Here is a 23,282-nt window from a genome sequence, read left to right as displayed (position 1 = left end):
TGGCAATGACCTCTAATGACTCCCTGGCCCGGCTGGCCGCCACCATTGAAAGCCGCAAGGCAGCCAACGGCGGCGACCCCAGCGCCAGCTATGTGGCCCGCCTGCTGCACAAAGGGCCGGACGCTTTCCTGAAAAAAATCGGCGAAGAAGCCACCGAGGCCGTGATGGCCGCCAAAGATGCCGAATACGGTGGCAACACCCCGGCGCTGCAAGCCAAGCTGGTGGGCGAGGTAGCCGACCTGTGGTTCCACACTATGGTGGCGCTGGCGCACTTTGACCTCAGCCCCACCGACGTGTTGGCCGAGCTGGAGCGTCGTGAGGGCACCAGCGGCATTGAAGAAAAAGCCCTGCGCAAAGTTTTAACCCGAGAGGCGGAGTCCCCATGAAAGACACCATTGACGTGCGCGCTATCGACAGCGAAAAGGCCCAGGACCTGAAAACCGTGGGCTGGATCAGCTATTTGCTGCACCTGATCGTGGCGGTGGGCGCGGTAGTGCCGGGCGCGCAGCCGGGCGCACTCTTGTTGATCGTGGCGCTGGTGATTGATTTGGTGAAAAAGAGCGATGCCGAAGGCACCTGGCAGGCCAGCCATTTCAGCTGGCGTATCCGCTCGGTGCTGTGGGCCGGAGTGCTGTATGTGGTGACGGCTCCGCTGTGGTTCTTGTTTATCGTGCCGGGCTGGATCGCCTGGGGCCTGATTTCGCTGTGGTTTTTGTACCGCATCGTGCGCGGCATGGTGGCCATGAACGCCAGCCAGGCCGTGGGGGATGCCGCATGAGCCTGGTGCCGCACGACCCGAATTGCCTGTTTTGCAAAATCATTGCAGGCCAGATTCCGTCCAAAAAAGTCTATGAAGACGAAGAACTTTTTGCTTTTCACGATATCCACCCCTGGGCACCGGTGCACTTTTTGATAGTGCCCAAGCTGCATGTTCCGTCGATGGCGCAATTGCAGCCGGAACACGCGGGCGTGCTGGGCCGCATGATGGTGCTGGCTCCGCAGCTGGCGGTGCAAGAGGGCTGTAGGCCATATCCACAGGGCGGTTTCCGGGTCATCGTGAATACCGGGGACGACGGTGGGCAAGAGGTGCACCACTTGCACGTGCATGTCATCGGCGGGCCACGCCCCTGGCTCAAAGGTTAATGCGCGGGAGCTAGGGTCAATCGCCGAGCGCGGCAGATACCGTCATCTGCGCCGTTTAAAATCAGAAACACTTTGTTAGGAGTTATTCCATGGGTTCTTTTTCCATTTGGCATTGGTTGATCGTATTGTTGATTGTGGTGATGGTGTTTGGCACCAAGAAGCTGAAGAACATGGGCGGCGACCTGGGCGGCGCGGTCAAGGGCTTCAAGGACGGCATGAAGGACGGCGCGGCCTCCGCCGAAGACGACAAGGCTGCGGCCCAGGTGTCCAGCACCGCTGCGGCGGCACAAAAGAACACCATTGATGTCGAAGCCAAGACCAAGTCCTGAGCCGGTTAACTATCTGTGATTGATCTCGGTTTCTCCAAGATAGCGCTGATTGGTGCGGTGGCCTTGATCGTCATCGGCCCTGAGAAGCTGCCGCGCTTGGCCCGCACCGTGGGTACGCTGCTGGGCAAGGCCCAACGCTACGTGGCCGATGTGAAGGCCGAAGTCAGCCGCTCGATGGACCTGGACGAGCTCAAAAAAATGAAGGAAACGATGGAGGGTGCGGCACGTGACGTGCACCAGTCCATCCAGACCAATGCCAGTGACTTCGAGAAGCAGTGGGCTGAAAACGATGCCACCCCCGCCGTGGCGGACGATGCCTACACCTATTTCCCCGAATACAAGCATCCACACAAGCGCTGGCGCACCAAGGTGGGCGCTACGCCGCAGTGGTACAAAGCCCGCGCCGGGGTGCGTACCAAGGCGCTGTCGGGTGCGGCCCGTGTGGCCCGCTACCGGCCCAAGAGCATTTCTTCACGCACTTAATCTTCCACAAACCGGGGCCGTTCGGCCTCGGTGCCATTCTGGGCTAGGCCCGGTGTAAAGCCCCATGTCCGATCCCCACAAAAGCCCAGACGACGAACTAGCCGGAACCGAGCAGCCCTTTGTGCAGCATTTGGTGGAGTTGCGCGACCGGCTCATCAAGGCCGTGGTGGCGGTGGCGATTGCCGCCGGTGCGCTGGCGCTGTACCCCGGCCCTGCGGCCTTGTACGATCTGCTGGCATCGCCGCTGGTGGCTACCTTGCCACCCGGCAGTTCGCTGATCGCCACTTCGGTGATTTCGCCGTTTCTGGTGCCGTTGCAGGTGATGTTCATGGCGGCTTTCATGCTGGCCTTGCCGGTGGTGCTGTGGCAGGTGTGGGCGTTTGTGGCCCCGGGTCTGTACATGCACGAGAAGAAGCTGGTGCTGCCGCTGGTGGTGTCGAGCACGCTGCTGTTCTTCATTGGGGTGGCATTTTGCTACTTCTTTGTGTTTGGCCAGGTGTTCAAATTTATCCAGAACTTTGCGCCGGAGAGCATCAAGGCCACGCCCGATATTGAAGCGTATTTGAGCTTTGTGCTGACCATGTTTTTGGCCTTTGGGTTGGCGTTCGAGGTGCCGATTGTGGTGATCGTGCTGGCCCGCATGGGGCTGGTCAGCATCACCAAGCTGAAAGAGTTTCGCGGCTACTTTGTGGTGCTGGCCTTCATCATTGCCGCTATCGTGACCCCGCCAGATGTGGTGTCGCAACTGGCGCTGGCGATTCCCATGTGTATCTTGTACGAGATCGGGATCTGGGCCGCGCAGATCTTCATCAAGCACACCCAGGCACCAGACGCAGAACCTGCGGAATCTTAGCCAAATTGGCCTCTGGCGCATATTTAATATGCGCTAGTAGCTATTAATATGCTAGCAACTAGCGCTCTGTTTGCGTCGGCTTAGGGCGTAGACCGGGGGTCACTTCCAGTGCCAAGGGTTTGTTCTGGCGCAGCACGCTGAACGGGGCGGCTTGGCCGGGCTGCAACATGGCTACGCTGGTGAGCAGCTCGGACACATTGTTTACCGGCCGACTCCCCACCTGCAAGATCACATCGCCGGGGCGGATGCCCGCATGCGCAGCCGGGCCGTTTTGCAGCACACCCGTAATGATCACGCCGTGGTCGGCCTGCACACCAAAGGTTTCGGCCAGCTCCGGCGACAACTCGCTGGGCTCCACGCCGATCCAGCCGCGTTTAACCTGGCCGTCGGTGACGATGCCTTCCAGCACCATCTTGGCGGTGGACACGGGAATCGCAAAGCCGATGCCCATGCTGCCGCCCGAGCGCGAATAGATCGCCGTGTTGATGCCCATCAGGTTGCCATTCGCATCCACCAGCGCGCCGCCCGAATTGCCGGGGTTGATGGCGGCATCGGTCTGGATGAAGTTCTCAAAGGTGTTGATGCCCAGCTGGTTGCGGCCCAGCGCGCTGATGATGCCGCTGGTGACCGTCTGGCCCACGCCGAAGGGGTTGCCGATGGCCAGCACCGGGTCGCCCACCAGCAGTGCATCCGAGCTGCCCAGTACGATCACCGGCAGCTTGTCCAAACCGATTTTCAGTACTGCCAGGTCGGATTCGGGGTCGGTGCCGATCACCTGCGCCTGGGCGTGGCGGCCATCGTTGAGGATGACTTCGATGGCATCGGCCCCTTCCACCACGTGGTTGTTGGTCAGGATGTAGCCGTCCGGGCTGACGATCACGCCGCTGCCCAGGCCCATTTGCGATTGCGCGCCGCGTTCGCCAAAGAAAAACTTGAACCACGGATCGTCGCTGCGCGGATCGCGCTCGGCCATTTTGCTGGTGTTGATGCTGACCACCGCCGGCGCGGCTTTTTTGGCCGCTGCACTGAAGCTGCCTGCAACGGGCGTGCCGGCAATGCTGGCTGGCGCTTCAATCAAGGAAATGCTGGAGCCACTGAAAGGCCGCTTGCCCAGCCATGCGGGTTGGAGCGTGCCCACCACAAAATAAGCCGCCAGCAGGACGGTGACCGATTGGGAAAAGAGGAGCCAAAAACGTTTCATGCGCAGATTGTCCCTGAACTTGACCCACAATCCGGCGCATGGCCCACCAACTCACTGTGCTGTCCGCCCTGGACGATCTGCTGCAACCCGCCCGCTTCAAAGACTACGGGCCGAACGGCTTGCAGGTCGAAGGCCGCCCCGAAATTCACCGCATCGTCTCGGGTGTGACCGCCAGCCTGGCGTTGATCGAAGCGGCGGTGGCGGCGCAAGCCGATGCGATTTTTGTCCACCACGGCCTGTTCTGGCGCGGGCAGCCGGGCACCGTGACCGGCTGGATGAAGCAGCGCCTGGCCCTGCTGCTGCGCCACGACATCAATCTCTACGCCTACCACCTGCCGCTGGACGCGCACCCCACGCTGGGCAACAACGCGCAACTGGGCGTGCAGTTGGGGCTGGAGGGCGTGGGCTGCTTTGGCGACAACCAGCTGGGATTTTTGGGCCAGCGTACCGACGGCGGCCTATTTGATTCAGCCCAGGATTTGGCCGCACACATAGAAAAACAGTTAAATAGGCCTCCCGTGCTTATTGCAACTGCACAAGCAGCTATTAAAAAAATAGCATGGTGTACCGGTGGTGCGCAGGGCTACTTTGAAGCCGCCATCGCCGCCGGGGCCGATGTCTTCATCACCGGCGAAATCTCCGAGCCGCAAGCCCATTACGCCCGTGAATGCGGCGTGGCCTTCATCGCCTGCGGCCACCACGCCAGCGAGCGTTATGGCGCACCGGCCGTGGCGGCCTTTGTTGCCGCCCAGCTCGGGCTGGAGCACACCTTCATTGACATTCACAACCCGGCCTGATGAAACCCATTGCCATCACCTTGGGCGACCCGGCTGGGATTGGCCCGGAAACCATCGCCAAAGCCTTCCGTGACGCACCCGATGCCACCCAAGGCTGCTTTGTAGCGGGCGATGTCGGCACGCTGCGCCGGGCCAGTGCCTTGGTCAGCGGCCCCGGCCAGCCCGCGCTGCCGGTGGCCGTGATCGCATCTCCCGCCGAGGTGTGGAGCGTTCCGCCGCGCTGCATCCCGGTGCTACAAATAACCGAGCTGCTTGCGCCCATTCCATATGGTCATATCAGTAGTTTGGCCGGTAAGGTGGCCGCCGATTGCGTGCTCTGGGCCAGCCGCGCGGCGCTGCGCGGCGAGCTAGCAGCACTGGTCACCGCGCCGCTGCACAAAGAAGCACTGGCAGCGGCGGGCCTGCCGTACCCGGGCCACACCGAGCTGCTGCAAGCCGAGGCGGCGGCCTACTTGAACAAGCCGGTGCAGGACGTGCCGGTGCGCATGATGCTGGCCAACGACGAATTGCGCACCGTGCTGGTCAGCATCCATCTATCGCTGCGCCAGGCAATAGAGGCCGTAACTTTTGACAATGTGCTGCGAACCCTGCGCATCACGCACCGCTCGGTCGGCGCGGCGCTGGGGCGGGCTCCACGCATAGCCGTGGCCGGGCTGAACCCGCACGCGGGCGAGGGCGGTTTGTTTGGACGCGAAGAAATAGACACCATCCTCCCAGCTATCCAGGCCGCCCGCGTCGAGGGGCTGGACGTGCACGGCCCGTTCGCGCCCGATACCGTGTTCATGCGCGCCCGCGCCAAGCCCGGCCAGCCCGGTGAATTCGATGTAGTGGTGGCCATGTACCACGACCAGGGGCTGATTCCGGTGAAGTACCTGGGCGTGGAGCAGGGCGTGAACGTCACCTTGGGCCTGCCCCTGGTGCGCACCAGCCCGGACCACGGCACGGCGTTTGACATTGCGGGCACGGGTGTTGCCAATGCATCCAGCCTGGTTGCGGCGCTGCGCATGGCGCGCATGCTCAGCAGATTTTAGGCATAAAAAAGCCCTCTACCGCTACAGTAGAGGGCGTAAGTAGCTACTATTTTGGTAGCGTTTACTTGTTCAGGCTGTCGCGGATCTGGCGCAGCAGCAACACGTCTTCTGGCGTAACAGGGGCGGCTTCGGGAGCGGCGGGAACCTCTTTCTTCATGCGGTTGATCTGCTTGACCATCATAAAGATGATGAAGGCCAGGATCGCAAAGTTAACTGCTACGGTGAGGAAGTTGCCGTAGGCAAACACCGGCACACCGGCTTTTTTCAGGTCTGCCAGCGCCATGCCGGTGCCTTCGGGCACCTTGCCCAGCACGATGAACAGGCTGGAAAAGTCGATCTTGCCAAACACCATGCCGACTACCGGCATGATCAGATCGGCCACCACCGAGTCCACGATCTTTCCAAAGGCACCGCCGATGATCACGCCGACCGCCAGATCAATCACATTGCCTTTGACCGCAAACTCTTTGAATTCAGCCATCATGCCCATAAATGTTTCCTTGTCGGTTAATTGAGGGCCGTATTGTCCACAAAATGTCCTCGACACAAAGCGCAAAGTGTTGCTGGCTGGTGAAGTCGCACGGAACCGCTCCGCTACAATCCGCAGTTGACCCCAAACAAGTGATGATTTTGAGGACCCCCATGAGTGACACCCTAGTCGACACCAGCAAGCGGACGTGGTTGATCGCATCCGGTTGCGCCGGTGCAGTGGGTGGCGTAGCGACCGCCATCCCGTTCGTGAGCACATTTCAGCCCTCAGAGCGTGCTAAAGCCGCCGGAGCTGCCGTTGAAGCCGATATTTCAGCCCTCAAGCCCGGCGAGAAAATGACCGTGGAGTGGCGCGGCAAGCCGGTGTGGATATTGCACCGCACCCCCGAGCAAATCGCCGAGCTGCCCAAGCTGGACGACCAGTTGGCCGATCCCAAATCGCTGCGCAACCCGTCCGAGTTCACGCCGGAATACGCCAGCAACGTGAACCGCTCCATCAAGGATAAATACCTGGTGGTGGTGGGCATCTGCACGCATTTGGGCTGTTCGCCATCGGATAAGTTCACCCCTGGCCCGCAGGCTTCGCTGCCGAACGACTGGGAAGGCGGCTTCCTCTGCCCCTGCCACGGTTCGACCTTCGACATGGCGGGCCGCGTATTCAAAAACAAACCCGCTCCCGACAACCTTCCGGTGCCGCCGCACATGTATCTCTCCGATACCCGGCTGCTGATCGGTGAAGACAAGAAGGCTTGAGGGACATATGGCTACATTCAAAGAAATCTCGCCCAACGCCAGCGCGCCTGAAAAGCTGATGAACTGGGTAGACAACCGCTTCCCGGCCAGCAAGCTCTACAAAGAGCACATGTCGGAGTACTACGCGCCCAAGAACTTCAACTTCTGGTACGTGTTTGGCTCGCTGTCGCTGTTGGTGCTGGTGCTGCAAATCGTCACCGGCATTTTCCTGGTGATGCACTACAAGCCTGACGCGAACTTGGCCTTTGCCTCGGTCGAGTACATCATGCGCGACGTGCCCTGGGGCTGGCTGATCCGCTACATGCACTCCACGGGAGCTTCTGCCTTCTTTGTGGTGGTCTACCTCCACATGTTCCGGGGTCTGCTGTACGGTTCGTACCGTAAGCCACGCGAGCTGGTGTGGGTGTTTGGCTGCGCGATTTTCTTGTGCTTGATGGCCGAGGCATTCATGGGCTACCTGCTGCCTTGGGGCCAGATGTCTTACTGGGGTGCCCAGGTGATCGTCAACCTGTTCGCTGCGATTCCGTTTGTTGGTCCTGATCTGGCTTTGCTGATCCGGGGTGATTACGTGGTGGGCGATGCCACCTTGAACCGATTCTTCAGCTTCCACGTGATTGCCGTGCCGCTGGTACTGCTGGGCCTGGTGGCAGCGCACATTATTGCGCTGCATGAAGTGGGCTCCAACAACCCCGACGGCGTGGAAATCAAGGGCCCCAATGCCCCCAAGGATGCCGAAGGCCACCCTCTGGACGGCATTCCCTTCCACCCCTACTACTCGGTGCATGACATTTTTGCGGTCAGCGTGTTCCTGATGGTGTTTACCGCCATCATCTTCTTTGCACCTGAATTTGGCGGCTACTTCCTGGAGTACAACAACTTCATCCCCGCCGATTCGCTCAAAACGCCGCTGCACATCGCCCCGGTCTGGTACTTCACGCCGTTCTATTCGATGCTGCGTGCCATCACCAGCGAAATGATGTACGCCCTGATCGCCTGCGTGGTCGGTGGAGGGCTGCTGGCCATCGTCAAGTTCAAGATGCCGGTGTTCTTCAAGGCCATCATCGTGGTGGCCGCAGCCGGTGTAGTGGCCATGATGCTGAGCATCGATGCCAAGTTCTGGGGCGTGGTCGCAATGGGTGGCGCGGTGGTGATTCTGTTCTTCCTGCCTTGGCTGGATTACAGCCCGGTGAAGTCGATCCGTTACCGTCCTAGCTGGCATAAGTATGTGTATGCCGTGTTTGTCGTCAACTTTCTGGTTCTGGGTTACCTGGGTGTGCAGCCGCCATCGGCTATTGGTGAGCGCGTATCCCAAGTGGGCACCTTGTTCTACTTTGGCTTCTTCTTGCTGATGCCTTGGTGGAGCCGCTTGGGAACGCCCAAGCCGGTGCCAAGTCGCGTTACTTTTACTGCGCACTAAGCCGGAGACTCTGATGATGAAAAAACTGATTCTCGGCGTGTTGGCGGCTTTGAGCCTGTCTTTCGGCGCGACCACGGCCGTGCAGGCCTCAGGCGGCGACACCATTGCCTGGGACAAGGCCCCCAACAAAACCAACGACATGGCGGCCCTGCAAAACGGTGCCAAGTTGTTCGTCAATTACTGCCTGAGCTGCCACTCGGCGGCCTTCATGCGCTACAACCGCCTGCGCGACATTGGCCTGACCGAGCAGCAGATCAAGGACAACCTGCTGTTTGCCACCACCAAGGTCGGCGACACCATGAAGGCGGCTATCGATCCGGGCCAGGCCAAGGAATGGTTTGGTGCCAATCCGCCCGACCTGACCCTGATCACCCGTTCGCGTTCGGGCAGTGGTGGCACGGGTGCAGACTATCTCTACACCTACCTGCGCAGCTACTACCCTGATCCCTCCAAGCCTACCGGCTGGAATAATCTGGCGTTTCCCAATGTCGGCATGCCGCATGTACTGTGGGAGTTGCAAGGCGACCGCAAGCCGGTCTACCAAGATGTGGAAGAGCATGGCCATACTGTCAAGGTTTTTAAAGGCTGGGAACAAGTAACGCCCGGCACCATGACCCCGTTGCAATACGAGCAAGCCGTGGGTGATCTGGTGAGCTATATGCAATGGATGGCCGAGCCTGCCCAAAATACCCGCGTCCGTGTGGGGGTGTGGGTGCTGATGTTTTTGCTGGTGTTTACCTTCATCGCTTGGCGATTGAATGCTGCGTTCTGGAAAGACGTGAAGTAAACCCCTCTATTCCAACGCGGTCCAGATAACCATTTGGACCATACAGAGTGGGCTGCATAGGCATCCCACTCTTTTTGATTTTTAGGAGCCCCCATCATGATGGTGTTGTACTCAGGCACGACCTGCCCTTTTTCCCACCGCTGCCGTTTTGTCTTGTTTGAAAAAGGCATGGACTTCGAGATCCGCGACGTAGATCTCTACAACAAGCCCGAAGACATCAGCGTGATGAACCCGTATGGCCAAGTGCCTATCTTGGTGGAGCGCGATTTGATTTTGTACGAATCGAACATCATCAACGAGTACATCGACGAGCGCTTTCCGCATCCCCAACTGATGCCCGGTGACCCGGTGGACCGCGCCCGGGTTCGCCTGTTCCTGCTCAACTTCGAGAAGGAACTGTTTGTACATGTCGGTTTGTTGGAGTCCCGCGCTTCCAAAGGCAACGAAAAAGCCCTGGAAAAAGCCCGTGCCCATATCCGCGACCGTCTGACCCAGTTGGCCCCCGTGTTTTTGAAGAATAAATACATGCTGGGCGACAACTTCTCCATGCTTGACGTGGCGATTGCCCCACTGCTGTGGCGTCTGGATTTCTACGGTATTGACCTGAGCAAGAACGCCGCACCGCTGCTGAAATACGCTGAGCGCATCTTCTCGCGCCCAGCCTACATTGAAGCGCTGACGCCGTCTGAAAAAGTGATGCGCAAGTAATTCGGAGCCGCTGTTGTCCATCATGCAAGCCCTGGATTCGACATCCACCCGTCCTTATTTGATCCGTGCACTTTATGAATGGTGTACCGACAACGGCTTGACACCCTACGTAGCGGTGTTGGTCGATGACTCGGTGCAGGTGCCGCGTGAATATGTGAAAGACGGTGAGATCGTGCTCAACATCAGCTTTGATGCGACCAGTTCGCTCAAGCTGGGCAATGATTTCATCGAATTCAAAGCACGTTTTGCCGGTACGCCCCGTGAAATTTTGGTGCCAATTGGCCGCGTGATTGCGATTTATGCCCGTGAAAATGGGCAGGGCATGGCGTTCCCGTCGCCGGTTGCCGCAGCATCCGCTGACGAATCCGCCAAGCCTTTTGCGCTGGCTGGGGTGCCCGACAGCAACCCGAAAGTAGTGCAATTGGCCCCGGTGGAGTCCAGTGGTGACGAGCCACCGGAGCCGCCTCGGCCTGCCAGCGGCCTGCGCCCCGCGCTCAAACGGATCAAATGAAAGCCGGACCTTACGCAAGCCGTCTGTGCACGAAACAGAGGGCGCTGCGTAAGTTCTAAAAAAATCGAAGGGTCACCAAAATGTCCCATTCGGTTCTGTAAAATACGAAATTCGCCGATTTAGCTCAGTTGGTAGAGCACCCGCCTTGTAAGCGGAAGGTCGTCAGTTCGATTCCGACAATCGGCACCATGCTTAAAAGGTTCTGTCCAGCAATGCACAGAACCTTTTTTTTTGGGCGACCGAGCCCCCTTTGCCGATTTAAGCCCCCCAGGTGATGTCAGCGTTTTCTTTTTCGCAGCGGCGCAACAGGTTGATGAAGGGCTGGGTGCGCTGGTGCAGTGACACGGTGTCCATTTGATGCGCCTTAGCCTCGGCGGTGGCGGCATGGCGGGCTGCATCGTCCAGCACCACGGCGGCTTGCAGTGCGGTAACCGCAGCAGCTATCTCGTGGACCAAGAGGATGCCTTGGGCACCGGGGAGTTTGCCGATAATCTCCAAGACCTTGCGGCCATTGGCTTCTAGCAGAATGAGGTCGCCGTCGGCTTTGGATTTAAATTTGTACAGCATGGATGCCCCTTCAAAGTGGTGTCACTATTGTGCCCGCGACGGTGCACGCTGGCTGGCATGATGCAGCTTTTACGTTATTCCCCACAGGAGATTCTGAGTGTCCGACATCAACATGCAGCGCGAACATACCCTGGGCCTACTGGGTGCCCGCAAACTGGCCAACGACTGGCTGGAGCAAGCCGAAACCCGGCTGGGCCTGACTTGCGAATACACCGAGGGGGCTACCTGCGACGAGATCGGTTTTCGCCGCGCAGGTGTGACCGGCACGGTGCAAATTACCGAGGACCGCTTTGTGCTGGACGTTGAGCTGGGCTTCTTGTGGAGCGCGTTCCAAGGCAAGATTGAAACCGAGGTGTCGCGCCAGATGGACAAGCTGTTGGCCAAGGCCAGCCAGGTTGTATAGGCCGATAGCGCTTATCCTATAAGCGCAAGTAGCTATTATTTAAATAGCATTGCGGTCGGCACGTAATTTAACCTTCAAACACCTCGGCATCGACCAATAGGCGGCCTACCGCGTCTTTGGACGATAGCTGGGGCGTTATGCCTACAGGCCAATCTATGCCTATGGCCGGGTCGTTCCAGGCGATGCAGCGCTCAAATGCCGGAGCGTAGTAGTCGGTGGTTTTGTACAGAAAGTCGGCGGATTCCGTCAGCACCACAAAACCATGCGCAAAACCTGGTGGTACCCACAGCTGGCGGTGGTTGTCTTCGCTTAACTCCACGCCCACCCACTGGCCAAACGTGGCGGAGCTGCGGCGGATATCGACCGCCACGTCAAACACCGCACCGCGCACGCAGCGCACCAGCTTGCCTTGCGGGTTCTGGATCTGGTAGTGCAGGCCGCGCAGTACGCCCTGGGCCGAGCGCGAGTGGTTGTCTTGCACAAAGGCCACGTCCAGCCCGGTGGCCTGGGCAAAGGCCTGGCCGTTGAAGCTCTCAAAAAAGAAGCCGCGCGCGTCGCCAAACACCTTGGGTTCCAGGATCAGTACGTCGGGGATGCTGGTGGGGATGACATTCATTTGCGGATCTCTTCCTTGAGCATGCGCAGCAGGTACTGGCCGTAGCCGTTCTTGGCCAGCGGCTGGGCCAGGCGCTCGACCTGTTCACTGCTGATGAAGCCGTTGCGCCAAGAGATTTCTTCAGGGCAGGCGATCTTCAGGCCCTGGCGGCGCTCCAGCGTGGCGATGAACTGCCCGGCTTCCAGCAGGCTCTCGAAGGTGCCGGTGTCCAGCCAGGCGTAGCCGCGCTGCATGATTTGCACGTTCAGCGTGCCCTGGTCCAGGTAGGCTTGGTTGACGGCGGTGATTTCCAGCTCACCACGCGGGCTGGGCTTGACCGCCTTGGCAATGTCCACCACTTGGTTGTCGTAGAAGTACAGGCCGGTCACGGCGTAGTTGCTTTGTGGCTGAAGCGGTTTTTCTTCGATGCTACTGGCTTTGCCCTGCGCATCAAAGGCCACCACGCCATAGCGCTCGGGGTCTTGCACGTGGTAGGCAAACACCGAGGCCCCCGTGGTTTGGGCATCGGCCGTGCCCAGCAGCTGGGTGAAGTCGTGGCCGTAGAAGATGTTGTCGCCCAGCACCAATGCGCTGGGGTGGTTGCCAATGAAGTCTTCACCAATCAAAAACGCCTGCGCCAAGCCGTCCGGGCTGGGCTGCACCGCGTATTGCAGGTTCACGCCCCACTGCGAGCCGTCGCCCAGCAACTGGGTGAAGCGGGGGGTATCTTGCGGCGTGCTGATGATCAGTATGTCGCGGATGCCCGCCAGCATCAGCGTGCTCAGCGGGTAGTAGATCATCGGCTTGTCGTACACCGGCAGCAGTTGCTTGCTGATGGCCAGGGTGGCCGGGTGTAGGCGCGTGCCGGAGCCGCCGGCGAGGATGATGCCTTTGCGTGACGTGGTGATGGTCATGTGGAGAGGGTCTCGTGAAGCATGCGGGCTACGCCGACTTGCCAGTCGGGCAGGGTGAGGTCAAAAGTGGTTTGCAGTTTGCGGGTGTCCAGGCGGCTGTTGTAAGGCCGTTGGGCGATGGTGGGGAAGTTGGTGGCGGGCACGGCGGCGACTGCCTCTGGCCCGGCTTGCAGGGCGATGCCTGCCTGCTGCGCATGGGCCAGCACGTAGCGGGCGTAGCCGTTCCACGAAGTCTCGCCCGCTGCGGCCAGGTGGTACAGCCCGGCCAGGGACGGTGCAGAGATGGCGGATCGCAAGGCCAGCGCGGTCACGTCGGCTAGCAATTCGGCCCCGGTGGGCGCGCCGAATTGGTCGTCAATCACCGTCAACCTGTCGCGCTCTTTGGCCAGCCGCAGCATGGTTTTGGCAAAGTTGCCACCGCGTGCGGCATACACCCAGCTGGTGCGGAGGATGAGGTGCCGGGCGTTGGCGGCCTGGATGCGTTGCTCGCCTTCCAGTTTGGTCTGGCCGTACACGCTCAAAGGTGCGGTGGCATCTGTTTCCAGCCAGGGCTGGCTGCCGCTGCCGTCGAATACGTAGTCGGTCGAGTAGTGCACCAGCCATGCGCCCAGCTTGGCCGCCTCGGTGGCCAGCACGCCGGGGACTAGTGCGTTGAGGGTGCGGGCCAGGTCGGGCTCGCTCTCGGCCCGGTCGACGGCGGTGTGGGCGGCGGCGTTGACGATGATGTCGGGCTGTAGGCGGCGCACGGTGTCGGTGATGCCATCGAGGTTAGACAGGTCACCGCAGTAGTCGGTGCTATGGCGGTCCAGCGCGGTCAGCAGGCCCAGGGAGGCCAGGCTGCGCTGCAGCTCCCAGCCGACCTGGCCGTTTTTGCCCAGCAGCAGGATTTTGGGCGGCTTCATGCGGCGCGGGCTGCGTAATTGGTATCCACCCAATCACGGTAGGCACCGCTTTGTACCCGTGCCACCCATTCGGGGTTCGCCAAATACCACTCTATGGTTTTCTGGATGCCGGTGGCGAAGGTCTCAGTCGGTTTCCAGCCGAGTTCGCGCTCGATCTTGCTGGCATCAATGGCGTAGCGGCGGTCGTGGCCGGGGCGGTCGGTGACGTAGGTGATCTGCGTGCTATAGCTTTGGCCGTCGGCGCGCGGGCGCAGGGTGTCGAGCAGGCCACAGACGGTGTGCACGATGTCCAGGTTGGGCATTTCGTTCCAGCCGCCGACGTTGTAGGTTTCGCCCAGCCGCCCGGCTTCTAGTACCCGGCGGATGGCGCTGCAATGGTCCTTGACGTAGAGCCAGTCACGGATTTGCTGGCCGTCACCGTAGATTGGCAGGGGCTTGCCCGCCAGCGCGTTGACCACCATCAGTGGAATCAATTTCTCGGGGAAATGGTAAGGGCCGTAGTTGTTGCTGCAATTGGTGGTCAGCACCGGCAGGCCGTAGGTGTGGTGGTATGCGCGTACCAGGTGGTCGCTGGCGGCCTTGCTGGCCGAGTAGGGGCTGTTGGGCTCGTACTGGTGGGTCTCAGAAAAGGCCGGGTCGGTGGCGGCCAGCGACCCGTAGACCTCATCGGTGGATACGTGCAGGAAACGGAAGGCCGTCTTGGTATCGCCTTGCAAGCCACCCCAATAGGCGCGTACCGCCTCCAGCAACTGGAAGGTACCCATCACGTTGGTCTGGATGAAGGCCTCGGGGCTGTGGATGGAGCGGTCTACGTGGGACTCGGCCGCAAAGTTGATTACGGCGCGCGGCTGGTGCTGGGCCAGCAGGGCCGCCACCAGGGCGGGGTCGCCAATGTCGCCCTGGGCGAAGATGTGGCGGCTGTCGCCTTGCAGGCTGGCCAGGTTCTCCAGGTTGCCCGCGTAAGTGAGCTTGTCGAGGTTGACCACCGCCTCACCCGTTTGAGCCACCCAGTCCAACACAAAATTAGCACCAATAAAGCCTGCACCGCCAGTGACCAGAATCATCATTTTTCCTTGTAAATCAGCGCGCTATGCAGGCGCATGGATTGCTAAAGTTTAGCCCACACTGGAGTACGATCCGGGCCGTTTAGAAACCCGCCTCTACACGCACAACCCGCCACTGCGTACAGTGCATACCCCACCCTTATCTAAAGAGACTGTTATGGACAAAAAATCAGCCAACCCCAGCGACCCCGGCGCCAGCGGTACATCCAAGCCCAGTGTGAAAGATTCAGCACAGCAAATCTGGCTGGCGGGTTTAGGCGCTTTTGCCAAGGCGCAAGAAGAGGGCAGCAAAGTGTTTGAAGCCCTGGTCAAGGACGGCATGGGCATGCAGAGCAAGTCGCAGGCGATGGCCGAAGAAAAATTGGCCGAGGCTGCCAGCAAGATGAGCAGCATGGCCCAGGGTATGACCGAACGGGCCACCGGGCAATGGGACAAGCTGGAAAATATTTTTGAAGACCGCGTGGCCAAGGCATTGCAGCGCCTGGGTGTGCCCTCGGCCCAGGACGTGGCGGCCTTGACCGCGCGGGTCGAAGAACTCGGCAAACTGGTGGAAGCGCTGACCGCGCAACAAGAGCCCGCTGCCAAAGCCAAACGCGCCAGCAAACCCGAGGCGTAAGCCCTAATAAACCCTCGGTGCCGTGTGAGGTAGAGTGGATGCTCCATAACGGGGGAAGACATCCATGGCGAAAAAAGCGCCGCGCCGCACGGCTGAACGTATTCTGGAAGTGACGCTGGATCTGTTCAACCGGTTTGGCGAGCCCAACGTCTCCACCACCCTGATCTCGGCCGAGCTGTCCATCAGCCCTGGCAATCTGTACTACCACTTCCCGGCCAAAGAAGAGCTCATCAACGCGCTGTTTGACCGCTTTGAGCGCGGCCTGACCGAGTTGCTCAACGCCAGTGACGGCGTGCGCGATGTGGAAGATGCCTGGTTTTTCATGCACCGCCTGTTCGAGCTGATCTGGGAGCACCGGTTTCTGTACCGCGACCTGAACGATCTGCTGAGCAACAACCGGCATCTGGAAACCCATTTCCAGTCGGTGCTGCAACACAAAACCCGGGCCATCCGGGCCCTGCTCGACGGTATGGCCCAGTCGGGGGCTTTGCAGATCGACAGCCGCGCGGCCGAGCCTACGGCCACCAATATGGTGGTGCTGCTCACCTATTGGCTCAGTTTTGAATACGTGCGTGATCCGCGCCATGCGCTGGAGCCCGAAAGCGCCCAAATGGCCTTGTTACGCGGTGCCCAGCATGTGTTGAATGTGCTGTTGCCGTACCTGGAGAACAGCCAGCGCCTGCATTTGCTGGGCCTGGTGTCGGCCTACAACCACAGCACCGCAGACTGAACGGAGACCCCACCATGTCTTTATGGACCGCCTTTCCCCATCCGGGAGCCTATGGTTTTGATGCCGCCAGCACGGCTCTCGGCTGGACGCGCCTGCACCGGGGCGATTCTGAGCCCTTGCCCACCGATACGCCCCTGCTAGCTGCCTGGGCGTTGTTCCACAACGGCGAATTCCAGAAGGCGGCGGCTGCCGGGATCGCCCTGGGCGGTGCCGGGCTGACCCTGGCCAACAAGGCCACCTGCATCTACGCCAATTACCTGGAGCCGTTTGAGCGCCTGCGGTTGGACCTGTTCTTGGAGGTGGCCGCACGCGCCGAGGCCCAGGCCCAGGAGGAGCCGCAAAACGCCAACGCCTGGTACTGGCACGCCTACGCGCTGGGCCGCTACAGCCAAGGCATCAGCGTGGCCAAGGCGCTGGCGCAAGGGCTAGGCGGCAAGGTCAAAGAATCGCTGGAACGCACCATCCGGCTAGAGCCCAAGCATGCGGGTGCGCATATTGCGTTGGGCGCATTCCATGCTGAGGTGATCGACAAAGTGGGCGCGTTGATTGGCAGTATGACCTACGGCGTGCGCAAAGACGTGGGATTGAAGCTCTTGCAAGAGGCCCTGAGCCTGACCCCCGGTGCCGCCATCGCCATGGTCGAATATGCCAATGCCCTGCTGATGCTGGACGGCGAGCAGCGCCTGGCCGAGGCCACCCAACTCTACGAACAAGCCGCCAGCGCGGCCCCGGTGGATGCCATGGAGCACCTGGATGCCGCCATGGCGCGTGCGGAACTGGACAGTTAGGCCTGTACCAGCACTTCACCGCGCAGGGTGAATGACATGGCTTCGGTCACGCGCACATCAATCATCTGGCCGATTTGGCGCGTATTGCCCTGAAAATTCACCACCCGGTTGCATTCGGTGCGGCCCATCAGTTCCAGACCCTCGGCGCTGGGGCGTTTGGAGGGCCCTTCCACCAGAATGCGTTGCACCGTGCCCAGGCGGCGGGCGGCAATGGCGCGCACGCTGTCGTTCAGCACGGCTTGCAGGTGCTGTAGGCGCGCCAGCTTGACTTCGTGCGGGGTGTCATCGGCCAGGTTGGCTGCGGGGGTGCCGGGGCGGGGGCTGAAGATGAAGCTGAAGCTGTTGTCAAAGCCCACGTCATCAATCAGCTTCATCATTTTCTGAAAGTCGTCTTCCGTCTCGCCGGGGAAGCCGACGATGAAGTCGCTGCTCATCGCCATGTCGGGGCGGATGGCGCGCAGCTTGCGCACTGTGCTCTTGTATTCCATGGCGGTGTAGCCGCGCTTCATGGCCATCAGGATGCGGTCGCTGCCGTGCTGTACCGGCAGGTGCAGGTGGCTGACCAGCTTGGGCAGCGTGGCGTAGGCCTCGATCAGGCGCGGGGTGAATTCGTTCGGATGGCTGGTGGTGTAGCGGATGCGCTCGATGCCGGGGATGTCGGACACGTATTCCAGCAGCAGCGCGAAGTCGGCGATTTCTGCCGTGTCACCCATCTTGCCCCGGTAGGCATTCACGTTCTGGCCCAGCAAGGTAACCTCCTTCACGCCCTGGTCGGCCAGCCCGGCCACCTCGACCAATACGTCTTCAAACGGGCGCGAAACTTCTTCGCCGCGCGTATACGGCACCACGCAGTAGCTACAGTATTTAGAGCAACCTTCCATGATGCTGACAAAGGCCGACGCGCCCTCGACCCTGGCGGGCGGCAAGTGGTCGAACTTTTCGATCTCGGGGAAGCTGATGTCCACCTGCGGGCGGCTTTGCAGCAGGCGCTGGTTCAGCAGCTCGGGCAGGCGGTGCAGGGTTTGCGGGCCAAACACCACGTCTACATATGGTGCGCGGGCGATGATGGCCGCGCCCTCTTGGCTGGCCACGCAGCCGCCTACGCCAATTTGCACGCCTTTTTTCTTCAGGTGCTTGATGCGGCCCAGGTCGCTGAAGACTTTTTCTTGCGCCTTTTCGCGCACCGAGCAGGTGTTGAATAGGATCAGGTCGGCTTCGTCCACGTTCTGCGTGGCCTCATAGCCTTGGGCGGCATGCAACACATCAATCATCTTGCCCGAGTCGTACTCGTTCATCTGGCAGCCGAAGGTTTTGATAAAGACTTTTTTGGACATGGGGAACTCTGCGGGCCGGGGCTGGAATTAGAAAAAGAAAAAGCGTTTGGGCTTGGTACCTGGGCGGTCCTGGGCCATTTCGGCTTCGGTCAGGATCCACACCTCCGACAGCGCACCGCCGAGCTCACGGGTGTAGCAAATCCACACCGTCTGCCCGGCCAGGCTGCCCGACAACAGCAGCATGTTGTTGGTGCCGTGGATGCGGGCCCCGGGGGCGAGTTGGTCTGTTTTGCCGTCCAGCACCACCTGCGGCGGCACGGTCACACTCAATTCACCGCGCCAGGCGGCGGCGGGGATGGTTCGGGTCTGGGCCAGAGAATTTAAAGAAAAAGTGGCGCTAGCGCACAGGGTGATTGCGCAGGCAGCTATATTAAATATAGCAAATCGGGTTTTGATGGAGCGTGGCATACAGCGGTTCTTGGTAAACATCCAGAGGCTGGGGAGGGTGGATTTTAGTTCCCACTGGCCTGTCTAGCCTGTTCGGCCTTCAGTTGCATCAATAGCGCGTGCAGCATCTCGGTGGACAGGCCGTGCACCACCAGCCGGTGCCCGGCGCGCAGCGTGCTCAGCGGCACCAGGGGGTGCTTGTTGTTCAGCAAAATCAGGTGCTGCGGCGCGTTCAGGATGGTGGCGGTGTAGATGCCTATGGTTTCGTCCAGTTGCAGTGAATTGGCGGCGCGCCAGAAGTCGTTGTCGGTCAAAAACAGCTGGTAGATGGGCGTGAAGCACTCGATGGCCGTTTGCAGGTCGATTTTGTTCAGGCGGCCGCTGGGGAACTGTTCCACGCTCAAAGGCGGCTCCACCACCATGCTGAAGTCGGGCCGTGCCACGTGTTGCAGGCGCTGCCCGGCATCGCGCAGGGTCTGGTTCAGGCGGATCACAAAGTTGAATAGGTTCAGGTCGTGCTTCAGGAAGGTCTCGTCCTTCAGGTCGTCCAGCGTCAGGGGGCGCAGCGGGTTGGTGGCCACCGGTGTGGGGGCGTTTTTGGCGATGAACTCCAGAATCTGCCCGCCCATGTGGAAGTGGCGCATCACCAGCCAATTGGCCTCGGGCGAGACCAGGCGCTTCAGCCCCTCGGCCAACAGTTTATGCAACAGCTTGGAGGCGGCCCAGCCCTTGGGCATAAAAACTTTGACGATCTGGATCAGCACGATGCAGGTACGCGCCAGAGGCCGCACGAACGGCAGTAGGAATTGCCGCGATGCCGAGCTTGAATCTTCCAGCCAAGCCTGTTTTACGTGGTCGGGCAGGGGCGTGCTTTGGTCCAGGTACAGCGCCAGCCAGGGGCTGGGGTCGGAGGGGTCGTGGTCTTTGGCGAGTAGGTCGGGCAGGCGTTTCATGGCTTGGCGATGTGTTCAAACTGCATCAAATACAACTGCGCAGTGTGGCGGGCGGTTTGCAAAATCGCATCGGCGGCGTGCGGGTCCAGCGCCAGGGTGATCTCTACCGCTGTGAGCCAGCGGGCCAGATGGTGCGCGTCGTTGGCCCCGTGGTACTCCAAGAAGCGAAACGCGCTGGGCGGCAGCTTCACCTGCTGGCGCAGCAGCGGCAACAGGGCCGGCACGATGCGCTGGCCTGTGCCCTCGATGATGTAGATGGCACCCAGCAAGCCCAGCGGGTTTTCTGTGGCGGCCAGGGCGTGCAGGTAGCTGTTCAACGCTTCGCCGCCGGGGTTGCGGTGCAGGGCATCCAGGGGCAGGGTGCCGCCCGCCGCCAGATAGTCGCGGTAGAGGATGTGGAAGTCGTCTTGCTCGTCGCTGGCGTGGGTTTCAATCAAGGCGCCCAGTTCGGCGAACGGGCCGGTGAGTGCGGCCACAGCCTTGCGCATCCACTGGCTGCCTTGGCGCACCTGGGGCACCCATTGCGCCGTCCAATGGCGGTAATCCTCCACGCCAAACTGCCCGGCCACCAGCTTGTGGATGACCGGGCTGCGCCATACGTCCGAGCGGTAGCCGTGCCAGATGCTGGCCAGGGCGGTGAGCAGCGGTTGCAGCGTGGGCGGGGCCTGCTGCGGGTCGTGCGGGGCGGGGATGGTGGGGGCTTGCGCAGGCACTGCGGTGGGTGTGGTTTGCGTGATCGGCGCATCGGCCGCCTCCACTTCCAGCAGCATGTAGGCGGCGCTGATGCGGCCCGATTCGGGGATGAAGCAGAGGATTTTTTCGCCCGGCTTCAAGGTGTGGGTGGCGATGAACTCGGCCAGCATGATGAAGATCGACGCAGCCCCGGTGTTGCCGCGCGTGCGCAGGTTGTTGTACCAGCGTTCGGGCGGAATCGTCAGCCCGGCCTTGGCCAGCAGGTCGGCTACCACCGGCATGAATTTTTCAGACGAGTAGTGGCACAGAAAGTGGTCGATCTCACTGGATTTCACCCAGCCCGCGTCTACCAGCTTCACGTACTCGTGGATGCACACGTCAAACAAATGCGGCAGCAGCCGGATGTCCTGGCGCAGCGACAAGGCCCCGGCGGCCTCGGCCTCGCTGGCGCTGGGGTAGTCGAGGAACGAGGTGCTGCGGTCTTCGCTCAGGCCTAGCTGCATGCACACCGGGTAGTCGCCTGCAAAACTTTGCTGGTGGATCCAATTGACCTTGAGGCGCACCGGGGCGCGGCCTTGCGGGGTGTGCAGACCCTGCGTACTGTTGCCGAGCAGCAGCGCACCCGCGCCGTCGGACAGCATCCAGCGCAAAAAATGCGCGTCGAAGTCGCTCTGGTAGCCGCGCGGGCCAAAGCGGCTGCGCTTGAACATGCGCGAGGGCAGCTCCGCCGCCACCGCCAGCGCCTTCTGGTGTACGCCCAGTTCAATGCCCTGCGCGGCATGCAAGATGGCGGTAACCCCTGCCGCACACACGCCCTGGCTGGACAGCGTGCCCATCGGCGGGGCCCCCATCTCGCCCTGCACCATGTTGGCAAAACCGGGCATCAGTGCGTCGCCGCCTGACGAGCCCACGCTGAGCAGCGAGACATCGGCGATGTTGGCTCCAGCGTGGCCCAGGCAGTCGCGCACGGCGGCGGCGGCCATCTGGGCGTGGGAGATGGTGGTGCGGCCCTCGGTGTCTATCGCGTAGTGGCGCTGCTGGATGCCGTTCTCGGCCAGGATGCGTGCCTTGATGCGGCTGGAGATGCGACTCAAAGGGGCAATGTAGGCATCCATCTCGGCATTGTCTATGGGTGCGCCAGGTAAAAAGTAGCCTGCGGATTCGATGTAAACGCGGTCAAAACGTGTGGGCATCAGGTGTCTCGTTGGGTTGCATGAGCGGCTTGCTGCGGTAACGCGGCAGCAGCAGGCCCAGCACAAAGGTGGTGAACATATACGGCAGCAGCCCGCCGCAGTTGAGGCGCGGGTGGACCCGGTGGCGCGTTATAGCGTGTAAGGCGGGCAGGGTAGACCAGTGCGCCCGGCCCTGCTGGTGGTGGGCGGTGTGCAGGCCAATGTTGAACAGCAGCGGGTTCAGCGCGCCCTCAAAGTTGCGGGCGAAATCGATGTGTGAATGGCCGTCGGCATGTGCGTGCTGCAAGTAGTTGGTGGCCAGCAGCCAGTGCAGGCCGTGCAGTTGCGGCAGCAGTACCAGCAGCAGCCACTTTTGCCAGTCCAGCAGCGCCAAGCTGCCCCACAGCACGGCGACCAGCAGGTACTGCAACACGCAGTATCGAAATGCACCCGGCGCACGCCGCCGCAGCCGCAGTAGCCAGCGCCCAAACAGCGGGTACAGCGCCCAGGTAGCTTGTAGCGGGTGCAGCAGGTAGCCCCACAGATGGTTGGTGTCGCCGCCAAACCGGTAGGTGCGCGCGGCGTCCCGCGGGCCGTGGTGGTAGCGGTGGTGGTTGGCGTTGTGGGTGGCGTAGAACACAAAACCGGGGTGGCCTTGCAGCAGGGTCAGCCACAGGTCGGTGGCACGGTTGGGCCAGCGGCTGCGCCACATCTTCAGGTGGGCGTGGTTGTGGTGCACCACGCTGATGCCCAAGGTTAAAAACAGCATCGGCAGGTACAGCCACCAGTGCATGCCATAGACCCACTGCCATGCCACCAGCGTGGGCAGGGCCAGCAGGTACAGCAGCGACTGCCCGTCACGGGGGTGGCGCAGCATGCGGTGGGGCGCAGTGGCGGGCAATGGAGGCTTGGGCCGCGTCGGGTGGCAGGGCGGTGCCGCACAGCCGGTCCATGAACGGAAACATGAAGCCAAAATTGCCCTGGTAGCAGGCGTGGTGCAGGTGGTGGCGGCGGGCCCCGTTGAGCCACCAGCGGTCGCGGTCCGCATCGGGCAAAAAGTCGTAATTGGAGTGGCCGATGTTGTTGAACACGATGCTGAATACCGGCACCGCCAGCAGCGACCAGACGCTGAAATCAAACACCAGCATAGGCAGCAAGATCACATTGCCCAGCATCATCGCCTCCACCGGATGAAAGCAGTAGCTGGACCACGGCGTGACCACCACCGAGCGGTGGTGTACCAGGTGGAATTGGCGCAGCCAGGGCCGGTGCAGCAGCCAGTGGTTGGCATAGAAGTGCACCTCGTTCCAGACCACCAGAATGCCAATTTCCAGCGCGATCTGCCAGCCGCTGGCACCGATGGACAGCCGGGCCCAGCCGAGTTGCAAAAAGCCCCAGGGCACCACGCTGCCCACGCCAAACAGCAGGATGGCGATGGCCGATTGGCGGAGTTCGCGGGCGGTTTGGCCGGGGCCGGGCGGGCGCGGGTCCAGCGGGCCACCAAAGCCCCACCGGGGCATGAGTTTGCGCACGATGTACAGGTTGATGGCCCCCGTGCCCAGGTACAGCAGGCCGAAGAAGATGCAACCCCACAGCATGATCTGGGACCAGTGAAAGCCAAGCAAGGTGTCGCGCATCGGGTCTAGAGAAGCTGCTCTGGTA

General features: G+C 61.1%; 30 protein-coding genes and 1 tRNA gene. 18 read left to right on the top strand and 13 right to left on the bottom strand.

The window, feature by feature from the left end:
• The first annotated feature begins 5 nt into the window (after window positions 1-5).
• The 6 genes from AC0969_RS03720 (at window position 6) to tatC (ending at window position 2,808) form a co-directional block, all read left to right on the top strand.
• On the top strand, window positions 6-386 hold the full coding sequence (locus AC0969_RS03720) for a phosphoribosyl-ATP diphosphatase (protein WP_479622770.1): 381 nt from the start codon (window positions 6-8) through the stop codon (window positions 384-386).
• On the top strand, window positions 383-778 hold the full coding sequence (locus AC0969_RS03715; RefSeq protein WP_479622769.1) for a DUF4870 family protein: 396 nt from the start codon (window positions 383-385) through the stop codon (window positions 776-778). Before AC0969_RS03720 ends, AC0969_RS03715 begins: the two co-directional genes overlap by 4 nt.
• Window positions 775-1,143, top strand: coding sequence for a histidine triad nucleotide-binding protein (locus tag AC0969_RS03710; protein WP_479622768.1), 369 nt, complete (start codon window positions 775-777; stop codon window positions 1,141-1,143). The genes AC0969_RS03715 and AC0969_RS03710 overlap by 4 nt, the downstream gene beginning before the upstream one ends.
• 89 nt (window positions 1,144-1,232) lie before the next feature.
• Window positions 1,233-1,472: a Sec-independent protein translocase subunit TatA gene (gene tatA / locus AC0969_RS03705; protein WP_479622767.1), complete on the top strand. Its 240-nt coding sequence runs from the start codon at window positions 1,233-1,235 to the stop codon at window positions 1,470-1,472.
• Window positions 1,473-1,487: 15 nt separating this feature from the next.
• A complete protein-coding gene (gene tatB, locus AC0969_RS03700; RefSeq protein ID WP_479622766.1) occupies window positions 1,488-1,955 on the top strand; it encodes a Sec-independent protein translocase protein TatB in 468 nt (155 codons plus the stop codon).
• A gap of 64 nt (window positions 1,956-2,019) precedes the next feature.
• Window positions 2,020-2,808 carry a twin-arginine translocase subunit TatC gene (gene tatC / locus AC0969_RS03695; RefSeq protein WP_479622765.1) on the top strand — a complete coding sequence of 263 codons (789 nt, stop codon included), beginning with the start codon at window positions 2,020-2,022 and terminating at the stop codon, window positions 2,806-2,808.
• A 58-nt stretch (window positions 2,809-2,866) separates the two neighbouring features.
• Here tatC and AC0969_RS03690 read toward each other — a convergent pair whose 3' ends face one another.
• Window positions 2,867-4,009 (bottom strand): S1C family serine protease, encoded by a 1,143-nt coding sequence (locus tag AC0969_RS03690; protein ID WP_479622764.1) that lies wholly within the window; start codon window positions 4,007-4,009, stop codon window positions 2,867-2,869.
• 38 nt (window positions 4,010-4,047) lie between these two features.
• On the opposite strand from AC0969_RS03690, the gene AC0969_RS03685 reads away from it, so the two are divergent.
• Both AC0969_RS03685 and pdxA read left to right on the top strand, forming a co-directional pair.
• On the top strand, window positions 4,048-4,806 hold the full coding sequence (locus tag AC0969_RS03685) for a Nif3-like dinuclear metal center hexameric protein (protein WP_479622763.1): 759 nt from the start codon (window positions 4,048-4,050) through the stop codon (window positions 4,804-4,806).
• Entirely contained in the window at window positions 4,806-5,837 is a 1,032-nt protein-coding gene (pdxA, locus tag AC0969_RS03680) for a 4-hydroxythreonine-4-phosphate dehydrogenase PdxA (RefSeq protein WP_479622762.1), read from the top strand. Before AC0969_RS03685 ends, pdxA begins: the two co-directional genes overlap by 1 nt.
• Before the next feature lie 61 nt (window positions 5,838-5,898).
• On the opposite strand, the gene mscL is transcribed toward pdxA, so the two are convergent.
• Window positions 5,899-6,327, bottom strand: coding sequence for a large conductance mechanosensitive channel protein MscL (gene mscL / locus AC0969_RS03675; RefSeq protein ID WP_479622761.1), 429 nt, complete (start codon window positions 6,325-6,327; stop codon window positions 5,899-5,901).
• Between the two features lie 152 nt (window positions 6,328-6,479).
• Here mscL and petA point away from each other — a divergent pair, with 152 nt between their 5' ends.
• From petA to AC0969_RS03645, 6 genes are all read left to right on the top strand, one after another.
• Window positions 6,480-7,079 carry a ubiquinol-cytochrome c reductase iron-sulfur subunit gene (petA, locus tag AC0969_RS03670; RefSeq protein ID WP_479622760.1) on the top strand — a complete coding sequence of 200 codons (600 nt, stop codon included), beginning with the start codon at window positions 6,480-6,482 and terminating at the stop codon, window positions 7,077-7,079.
• Window positions 7,080-7,086: 7 nt separating this feature from the next.
• Window positions 7,087-8,496: a cytochrome b gene (locus tag AC0969_RS03665; protein ID WP_479622759.1), complete on the top strand. Its 1,410-nt coding sequence runs from the start codon at window positions 7,087-7,089 to the stop codon at window positions 8,494-8,496.
• A gap of 16 nt (window positions 8,497-8,512) precedes the next feature.
• The gene (locus AC0969_RS03660) at window positions 8,513-9,283 is read left to right on the top strand and encodes a cytochrome c1 (protein WP_479622835.1); all 771 of its coding nucleotides are present in this window, start codon (window positions 8,513-8,515) and stop codon (window positions 9,281-9,283) included.
• A gap of 96 nt (window positions 9,284-9,379) precedes the next feature.
• Window positions 9,380-9,991 carry a glutathione S-transferase N-terminal domain-containing protein gene (locus AC0969_RS03655; protein WP_479622758.1) on the top strand — a complete coding sequence of 204 codons (612 nt, stop codon included), beginning with the start codon at window positions 9,380-9,382 and terminating at the stop codon, window positions 9,989-9,991.
• A 22-nt stretch (window positions 9,992-10,013) separates the two neighbouring features.
• Entirely contained in the window at window positions 10,014-10,502 is a 489-nt protein-coding gene (locus AC0969_RS03650; protein WP_479622834.1) for a ClpXP protease specificity-enhancing factor, read from the top strand.
• Between the two features lie 113 nt (window positions 10,503-10,615).
• Window positions 10,616-10,691: transfer RNA gene (locus AC0969_RS03645), tRNA-Thr, on the top strand.
• A gap of 69 nt (window positions 10,692-10,760) precedes the next feature.
• Here the strand turns inward: AC0969_RS03645 and AC0969_RS03640 are convergent.
• Window positions 10,761-11,069, bottom strand: coding sequence for a DUF1840 domain-containing protein (locus tag AC0969_RS03640; RefSeq protein WP_479622757.1), 309 nt, complete (start codon window positions 11,067-11,069; stop codon window positions 10,761-10,763).
• Between the two features lie 97 nt (window positions 11,070-11,166).
• Here AC0969_RS03640 and AC0969_RS03635 point away from each other — a divergent pair, with 97 nt between their 5' ends.
• The gene (locus tag AC0969_RS03635) at window positions 11,167-11,472 is read left to right on the top strand and encodes a polyhydroxyalkanoic acid system family protein (RefSeq protein WP_479622756.1); all 306 of its coding nucleotides are present in this window, start codon (window positions 11,167-11,169) and stop codon (window positions 11,470-11,472) included.
• A 67-nt stretch (window positions 11,473-11,539) separates the two neighbouring features.
• Here AC0969_RS03635 and rfbC read toward each other — a convergent pair whose 3' ends face one another.
• The 4 genes from rfbC to rfbB are packed head-to-tail and all read right to left on the bottom strand — an operon-like array spanning window position 11,540 to window position 14,947.
• Window positions 11,540-12,088, bottom strand: a complete 549-nt coding sequence (rfbC, locus tag AC0969_RS03630; RefSeq protein ID WP_479622755.1) for a dTDP-4-dehydrorhamnose 3,5-epimerase — start codon at window positions 12,086-12,088, stop codon at window positions 11,540-11,542.
• Window positions 12,085-12,981, bottom strand: coding sequence for a glucose-1-phosphate thymidylyltransferase RfbA (gene rfbA, locus AC0969_RS03625; protein ID WP_479622754.1), 897 nt, complete (start codon window positions 12,979-12,981; stop codon window positions 12,085-12,087). The genes rfbC and rfbA overlap by 4 nt, the downstream gene beginning before the upstream one ends.
• On the bottom strand, window positions 12,978-13,883 hold the full coding sequence (gene rfbD, locus AC0969_RS03620; RefSeq protein ID WP_479622753.1) for a dTDP-4-dehydrorhamnose reductase: 906 nt from the start codon (window positions 13,881-13,883) through the stop codon (window positions 12,978-12,980). Before rfbD ends, rfbA begins: the two co-directional genes overlap by 4 nt.
• Window positions 13,880-14,947, bottom strand: coding sequence for a dTDP-glucose 4,6-dehydratase (gene rfbB / locus AC0969_RS03615; protein WP_479622752.1), 1,068 nt, complete (start codon window positions 14,945-14,947; stop codon window positions 13,880-13,882). Before rfbB ends, rfbD begins: the two co-directional genes overlap by 4 nt.
• 157 nt (window positions 14,948-15,104) lie before the next feature.
• Between rfbB and AC0969_RS03610 the strand changes: the two genes are divergently transcribed.
• The 3 genes from AC0969_RS03610 (at window position 15,105) to AC0969_RS03600 (ending at window position 17,081) form a co-directional block, all read left to right on the top strand.
• Window positions 15,105-15,563 carry a phasin family protein gene (locus AC0969_RS03610; RefSeq protein WP_479622751.1) on the top strand — a complete coding sequence of 153 codons (459 nt, stop codon included), beginning with the start codon at window positions 15,105-15,107 and terminating at the stop codon, window positions 15,561-15,563.
• A 64-nt stretch (window positions 15,564-15,627) separates the two neighbouring features.
• On the top strand, window positions 15,628-16,293 hold the full coding sequence (locus AC0969_RS03605; RefSeq protein ID WP_479622750.1) for a TetR/AcrR family transcriptional regulator: 666 nt from the start codon (window positions 15,628-15,630) through the stop codon (window positions 16,291-16,293).
• A gap of 14 nt (window positions 16,294-16,307) precedes the next feature.
• Window positions 16,308-17,081 carry a hypothetical protein gene (locus AC0969_RS03600; RefSeq protein WP_479622749.1) on the top strand — a complete coding sequence of 258 codons (774 nt, stop codon included), beginning with the start codon at window positions 16,308-16,310 and terminating at the stop codon, window positions 17,079-17,081.
• On the opposite strand, the gene miaB is transcribed toward AC0969_RS03600, so the two are convergent.
• Genes miaB through AC0969_RS03570 form a run of 6 tightly spaced genes read right to left on the bottom strand, consistent with a single transcriptional unit; the run spans window position 17,078 to window position 23,257 of the window.
• Window positions 17,078-18,415 (bottom strand): tRNA (N6-isopentenyl adenosine(37)-C2)-methylthiotransferase MiaB, encoded by a 1,338-nt coding sequence (gene miaB / locus AC0969_RS03595; RefSeq protein WP_479622748.1) that lies wholly within the window; start codon window positions 18,413-18,415, stop codon window positions 17,078-17,080. The genes AC0969_RS03600 and miaB overlap by 4 nt on opposite strands.
• A 27-nt stretch (window positions 18,416-18,442) precedes the next feature.
• Window positions 18,443-18,823 carry a hypothetical protein gene (locus tag AC0969_RS03590; RefSeq protein WP_479622747.1) on the bottom strand — a complete coding sequence of 127 codons (381 nt, stop codon included), beginning with the start codon at window positions 18,821-18,823 and terminating at the stop codon, window positions 18,443-18,445.
• Between the two features lie 44 nt (window positions 18,824-18,867).
• Window positions 18,868-19,755 carry a DUF6999 family protein gene (locus AC0969_RS03585; protein ID WP_479622746.1) on the bottom strand — a complete coding sequence of 296 codons (888 nt, stop codon included), beginning with the start codon at window positions 19,753-19,755 and terminating at the stop codon, window positions 18,868-18,870.
• On the bottom strand, window positions 19,752-21,641 hold the full coding sequence (locus AC0969_RS03580; RefSeq protein WP_479622745.1) for an iron-containing redox enzyme family protein: 1,890 nt from the start codon (window positions 21,639-21,641) through the stop codon (window positions 19,752-19,754). Before AC0969_RS03580 ends, AC0969_RS03585 begins: the two co-directional genes overlap by 4 nt.
• The gene (locus tag AC0969_RS03575) at window positions 21,625-22,497 is read right to left on the bottom strand and encodes a fatty acid desaturase (RefSeq protein WP_479622744.1); all 873 of its coding nucleotides are present in this window, start codon (window positions 22,495-22,497) and stop codon (window positions 21,625-21,627) included. The genes AC0969_RS03580 and AC0969_RS03575 overlap by 17 nt, the downstream gene beginning before the upstream one ends.
• Window positions 22,478-23,257, bottom strand: coding sequence for a sterol desaturase family protein (locus AC0969_RS03570; RefSeq protein WP_479622743.1), 780 nt, complete (start codon window positions 23,255-23,257; stop codon window positions 22,478-22,480). Before AC0969_RS03570 ends, AC0969_RS03575 begins: the two co-directional genes overlap by 20 nt.
• Window positions 23,258-23,282: the final 25 nt, after the last annotated feature.

The organism is Rhodoferax sp. LB1P47, assembly GCF_056521445.1.
The sequence above is the reverse complement of the archived record's forward strand: the minus strand, read 5'-3'. Positions and strand labels throughout refer to the sequence as shown.

What these genes read in the sequence shown, in the direction of transcription:
- AC0969_RS03665 (WP_479622759.1), top strand. Translation starts at nt 7,087, where the DNA reads ATGGCTACATTCAAAGAAATCTCGCCCAACGCCAGCGCGCCTGAAAAG.
- tatC (WP_479622765.1), top strand. Translation starts at nt 2,020, where the DNA reads ATGTCCGATCCCCACAAAAGCCCAGACGACGAACTAGCCGGAACCGAG.
- AC0969_RS03610 (WP_479622751.1), top strand. Translation starts at nt 15,105, where the DNA reads ATGGACAAAAAATCAGCCAACCCCAGCGACCCCGGCGCCAGCGGTACA.
- petA (WP_479622760.1), top strand. Translation starts at nt 6,480, where the DNA reads ATGAGTGACACCCTAGTCGACACCAGCAAGCGGACGTGGTTGATCGCA.
- AC0969_RS03690 (WP_479622764.1), bottom strand. Translation starts at nt 4,009, where the DNA reads ATGAAACGTTTTTGGCTCCTCTTTTCCCAATCGGTCACCGTCCTGCTG.
- AC0969_RS03640 (WP_479622757.1), bottom strand. Translation starts at nt 11,069, where the DNA reads ATGCTGTACAAATTTAAATCCAAAGCCGACGGCGACCTCATTCTGCTA.
- rfbB (WP_479622752.1), bottom strand. Translation starts at nt 14,947, where the DNA reads ATGATTCTGGTCACTGGCGGTGCAGGCTTTATTGGTGCTAATTTTGTG.
- AC0969_RS03660 (WP_479622835.1), top strand. Translation starts at nt 8,513, where the DNA reads ATGAAAAAACTGATTCTCGGCGTGTTGGCGGCTTTGAGCCTGTCTTTC.
- AC0969_RS03720 (WP_479622770.1), top strand. Translation starts at nt 6, where the DNA reads ATGACCTCTAATGACTCCCTGGCCCGGCTGGCCGCCACCATTGAAAGC.
- mscL (WP_479622761.1), bottom strand. Translation starts at nt 6,327, where the DNA reads ATGGGCATGATGGCTGAATTCAAAGAGTTTGCGGTCAAAGGCAATGTG.
- AC0969_RS03570 (WP_479622743.1), bottom strand. Translation starts at nt 23,257, where the DNA reads ATGCGCGACACCTTGCTTGGCTTTCACTGGTCCCAGATCATGCTGTGG.
- AC0969_RS03685 (WP_479622763.1), top strand. Translation starts at nt 4,048, where the DNA reads ATGGCCCACCAACTCACTGTGCTGTCCGCCCTGGACGATCTGCTGCAA.
- AC0969_RS03605 (WP_479622750.1), top strand. Translation starts at nt 15,628, where the DNA reads ATGGCGAAAAAAGCGCCGCGCCGCACGGCTGAACGTATTCTGGAAGTG.
- AC0969_RS03715 (WP_479622769.1), top strand. Translation starts at nt 383, where the DNA reads ATGAAAGACACCATTGACGTGCGCGCTATCGACAGCGAAAAGGCCCAG.
- AC0969_RS03650 (WP_479622834.1), top strand. Translation starts at nt 10,014, where the DNA reads ATGCAAGCCCTGGATTCGACATCCACCCGTCCTTATTTGATCCGTGCA.
- AC0969_RS03585 (WP_479622746.1), bottom strand. Translation starts at nt 19,755, where the DNA reads ATGAAACGCCTGCCCGACCTACTCGCCAAAGACCACGACCCCTCCGAC.
- tatA (WP_479622767.1), top strand. Translation starts at nt 1,233, where the DNA reads ATGGGTTCTTTTTCCATTTGGCATTGGTTGATCGTATTGTTGATTGTG.
- AC0969_RS03580 (WP_479622745.1), bottom strand. Translation starts at nt 21,641, where the DNA reads ATGCCCACACGTTTTGACCGCGTTTACATCGAATCCGCAGGCTACTTT.
- AC0969_RS03655 (WP_479622758.1), top strand. Translation starts at nt 9,380, where the DNA reads ATGATGGTGTTGTACTCAGGCACGACCTGCCCTTTTTCCCACCGCTGC.
- AC0969_RS03575 (WP_479622744.1), bottom strand. Translation starts at nt 22,497, where the DNA reads ATGCTGCGCCACCCCCGTGACGGGCAGTCGCTGCTGTACCTGCTGGCC.
- rfbA (WP_479622754.1), bottom strand. Translation starts at nt 12,981, where the DNA reads ATGACCATCACCACGTCACGCAAAGGCATCATCCTCGCCGGCGGCTCC.
- miaB (WP_479622748.1), bottom strand. Translation starts at nt 18,415, where the DNA reads ATGTCCAAAAAAGTCTTTATCAAAACCTTCGGCTGCCAGATGAACGAG.
- rfbD (WP_479622753.1), bottom strand. Translation starts at nt 13,883, where the DNA reads ATGAAGCCGCCCAAAATCCTGCTGCTGGGCAAAAACGGCCAGGTCGGC.
- AC0969_RS03710 (WP_479622768.1), top strand. Translation starts at nt 775, where the DNA reads ATGAGCCTGGTGCCGCACGACCCGAATTGCCTGTTTTGCAAAATCATT.
- rfbC (WP_479622755.1), bottom strand. Translation starts at nt 12,088, where the DNA reads ATGAATGTCATCCCCACCAGCATCCCCGACGTACTGATCCTGGAACCC.
- AC0969_RS03600 (WP_479622749.1), top strand. Translation starts at nt 16,308, where the DNA reads ATGTCTTTATGGACCGCCTTTCCCCATCCGGGAGCCTATGGTTTTGAT.
- AC0969_RS03590 (WP_479622747.1), bottom strand. Translation starts at nt 18,823, where the DNA reads ATGCCACGCTCCATCAAAACCCGATTTGCTATATTTAATATAGCTGCC.
- pdxA (WP_479622762.1), top strand. Translation starts at nt 4,806, where the DNA reads ATGAAACCCATTGCCATCACCTTGGGCGACCCGGCTGGGATTGGCCCG.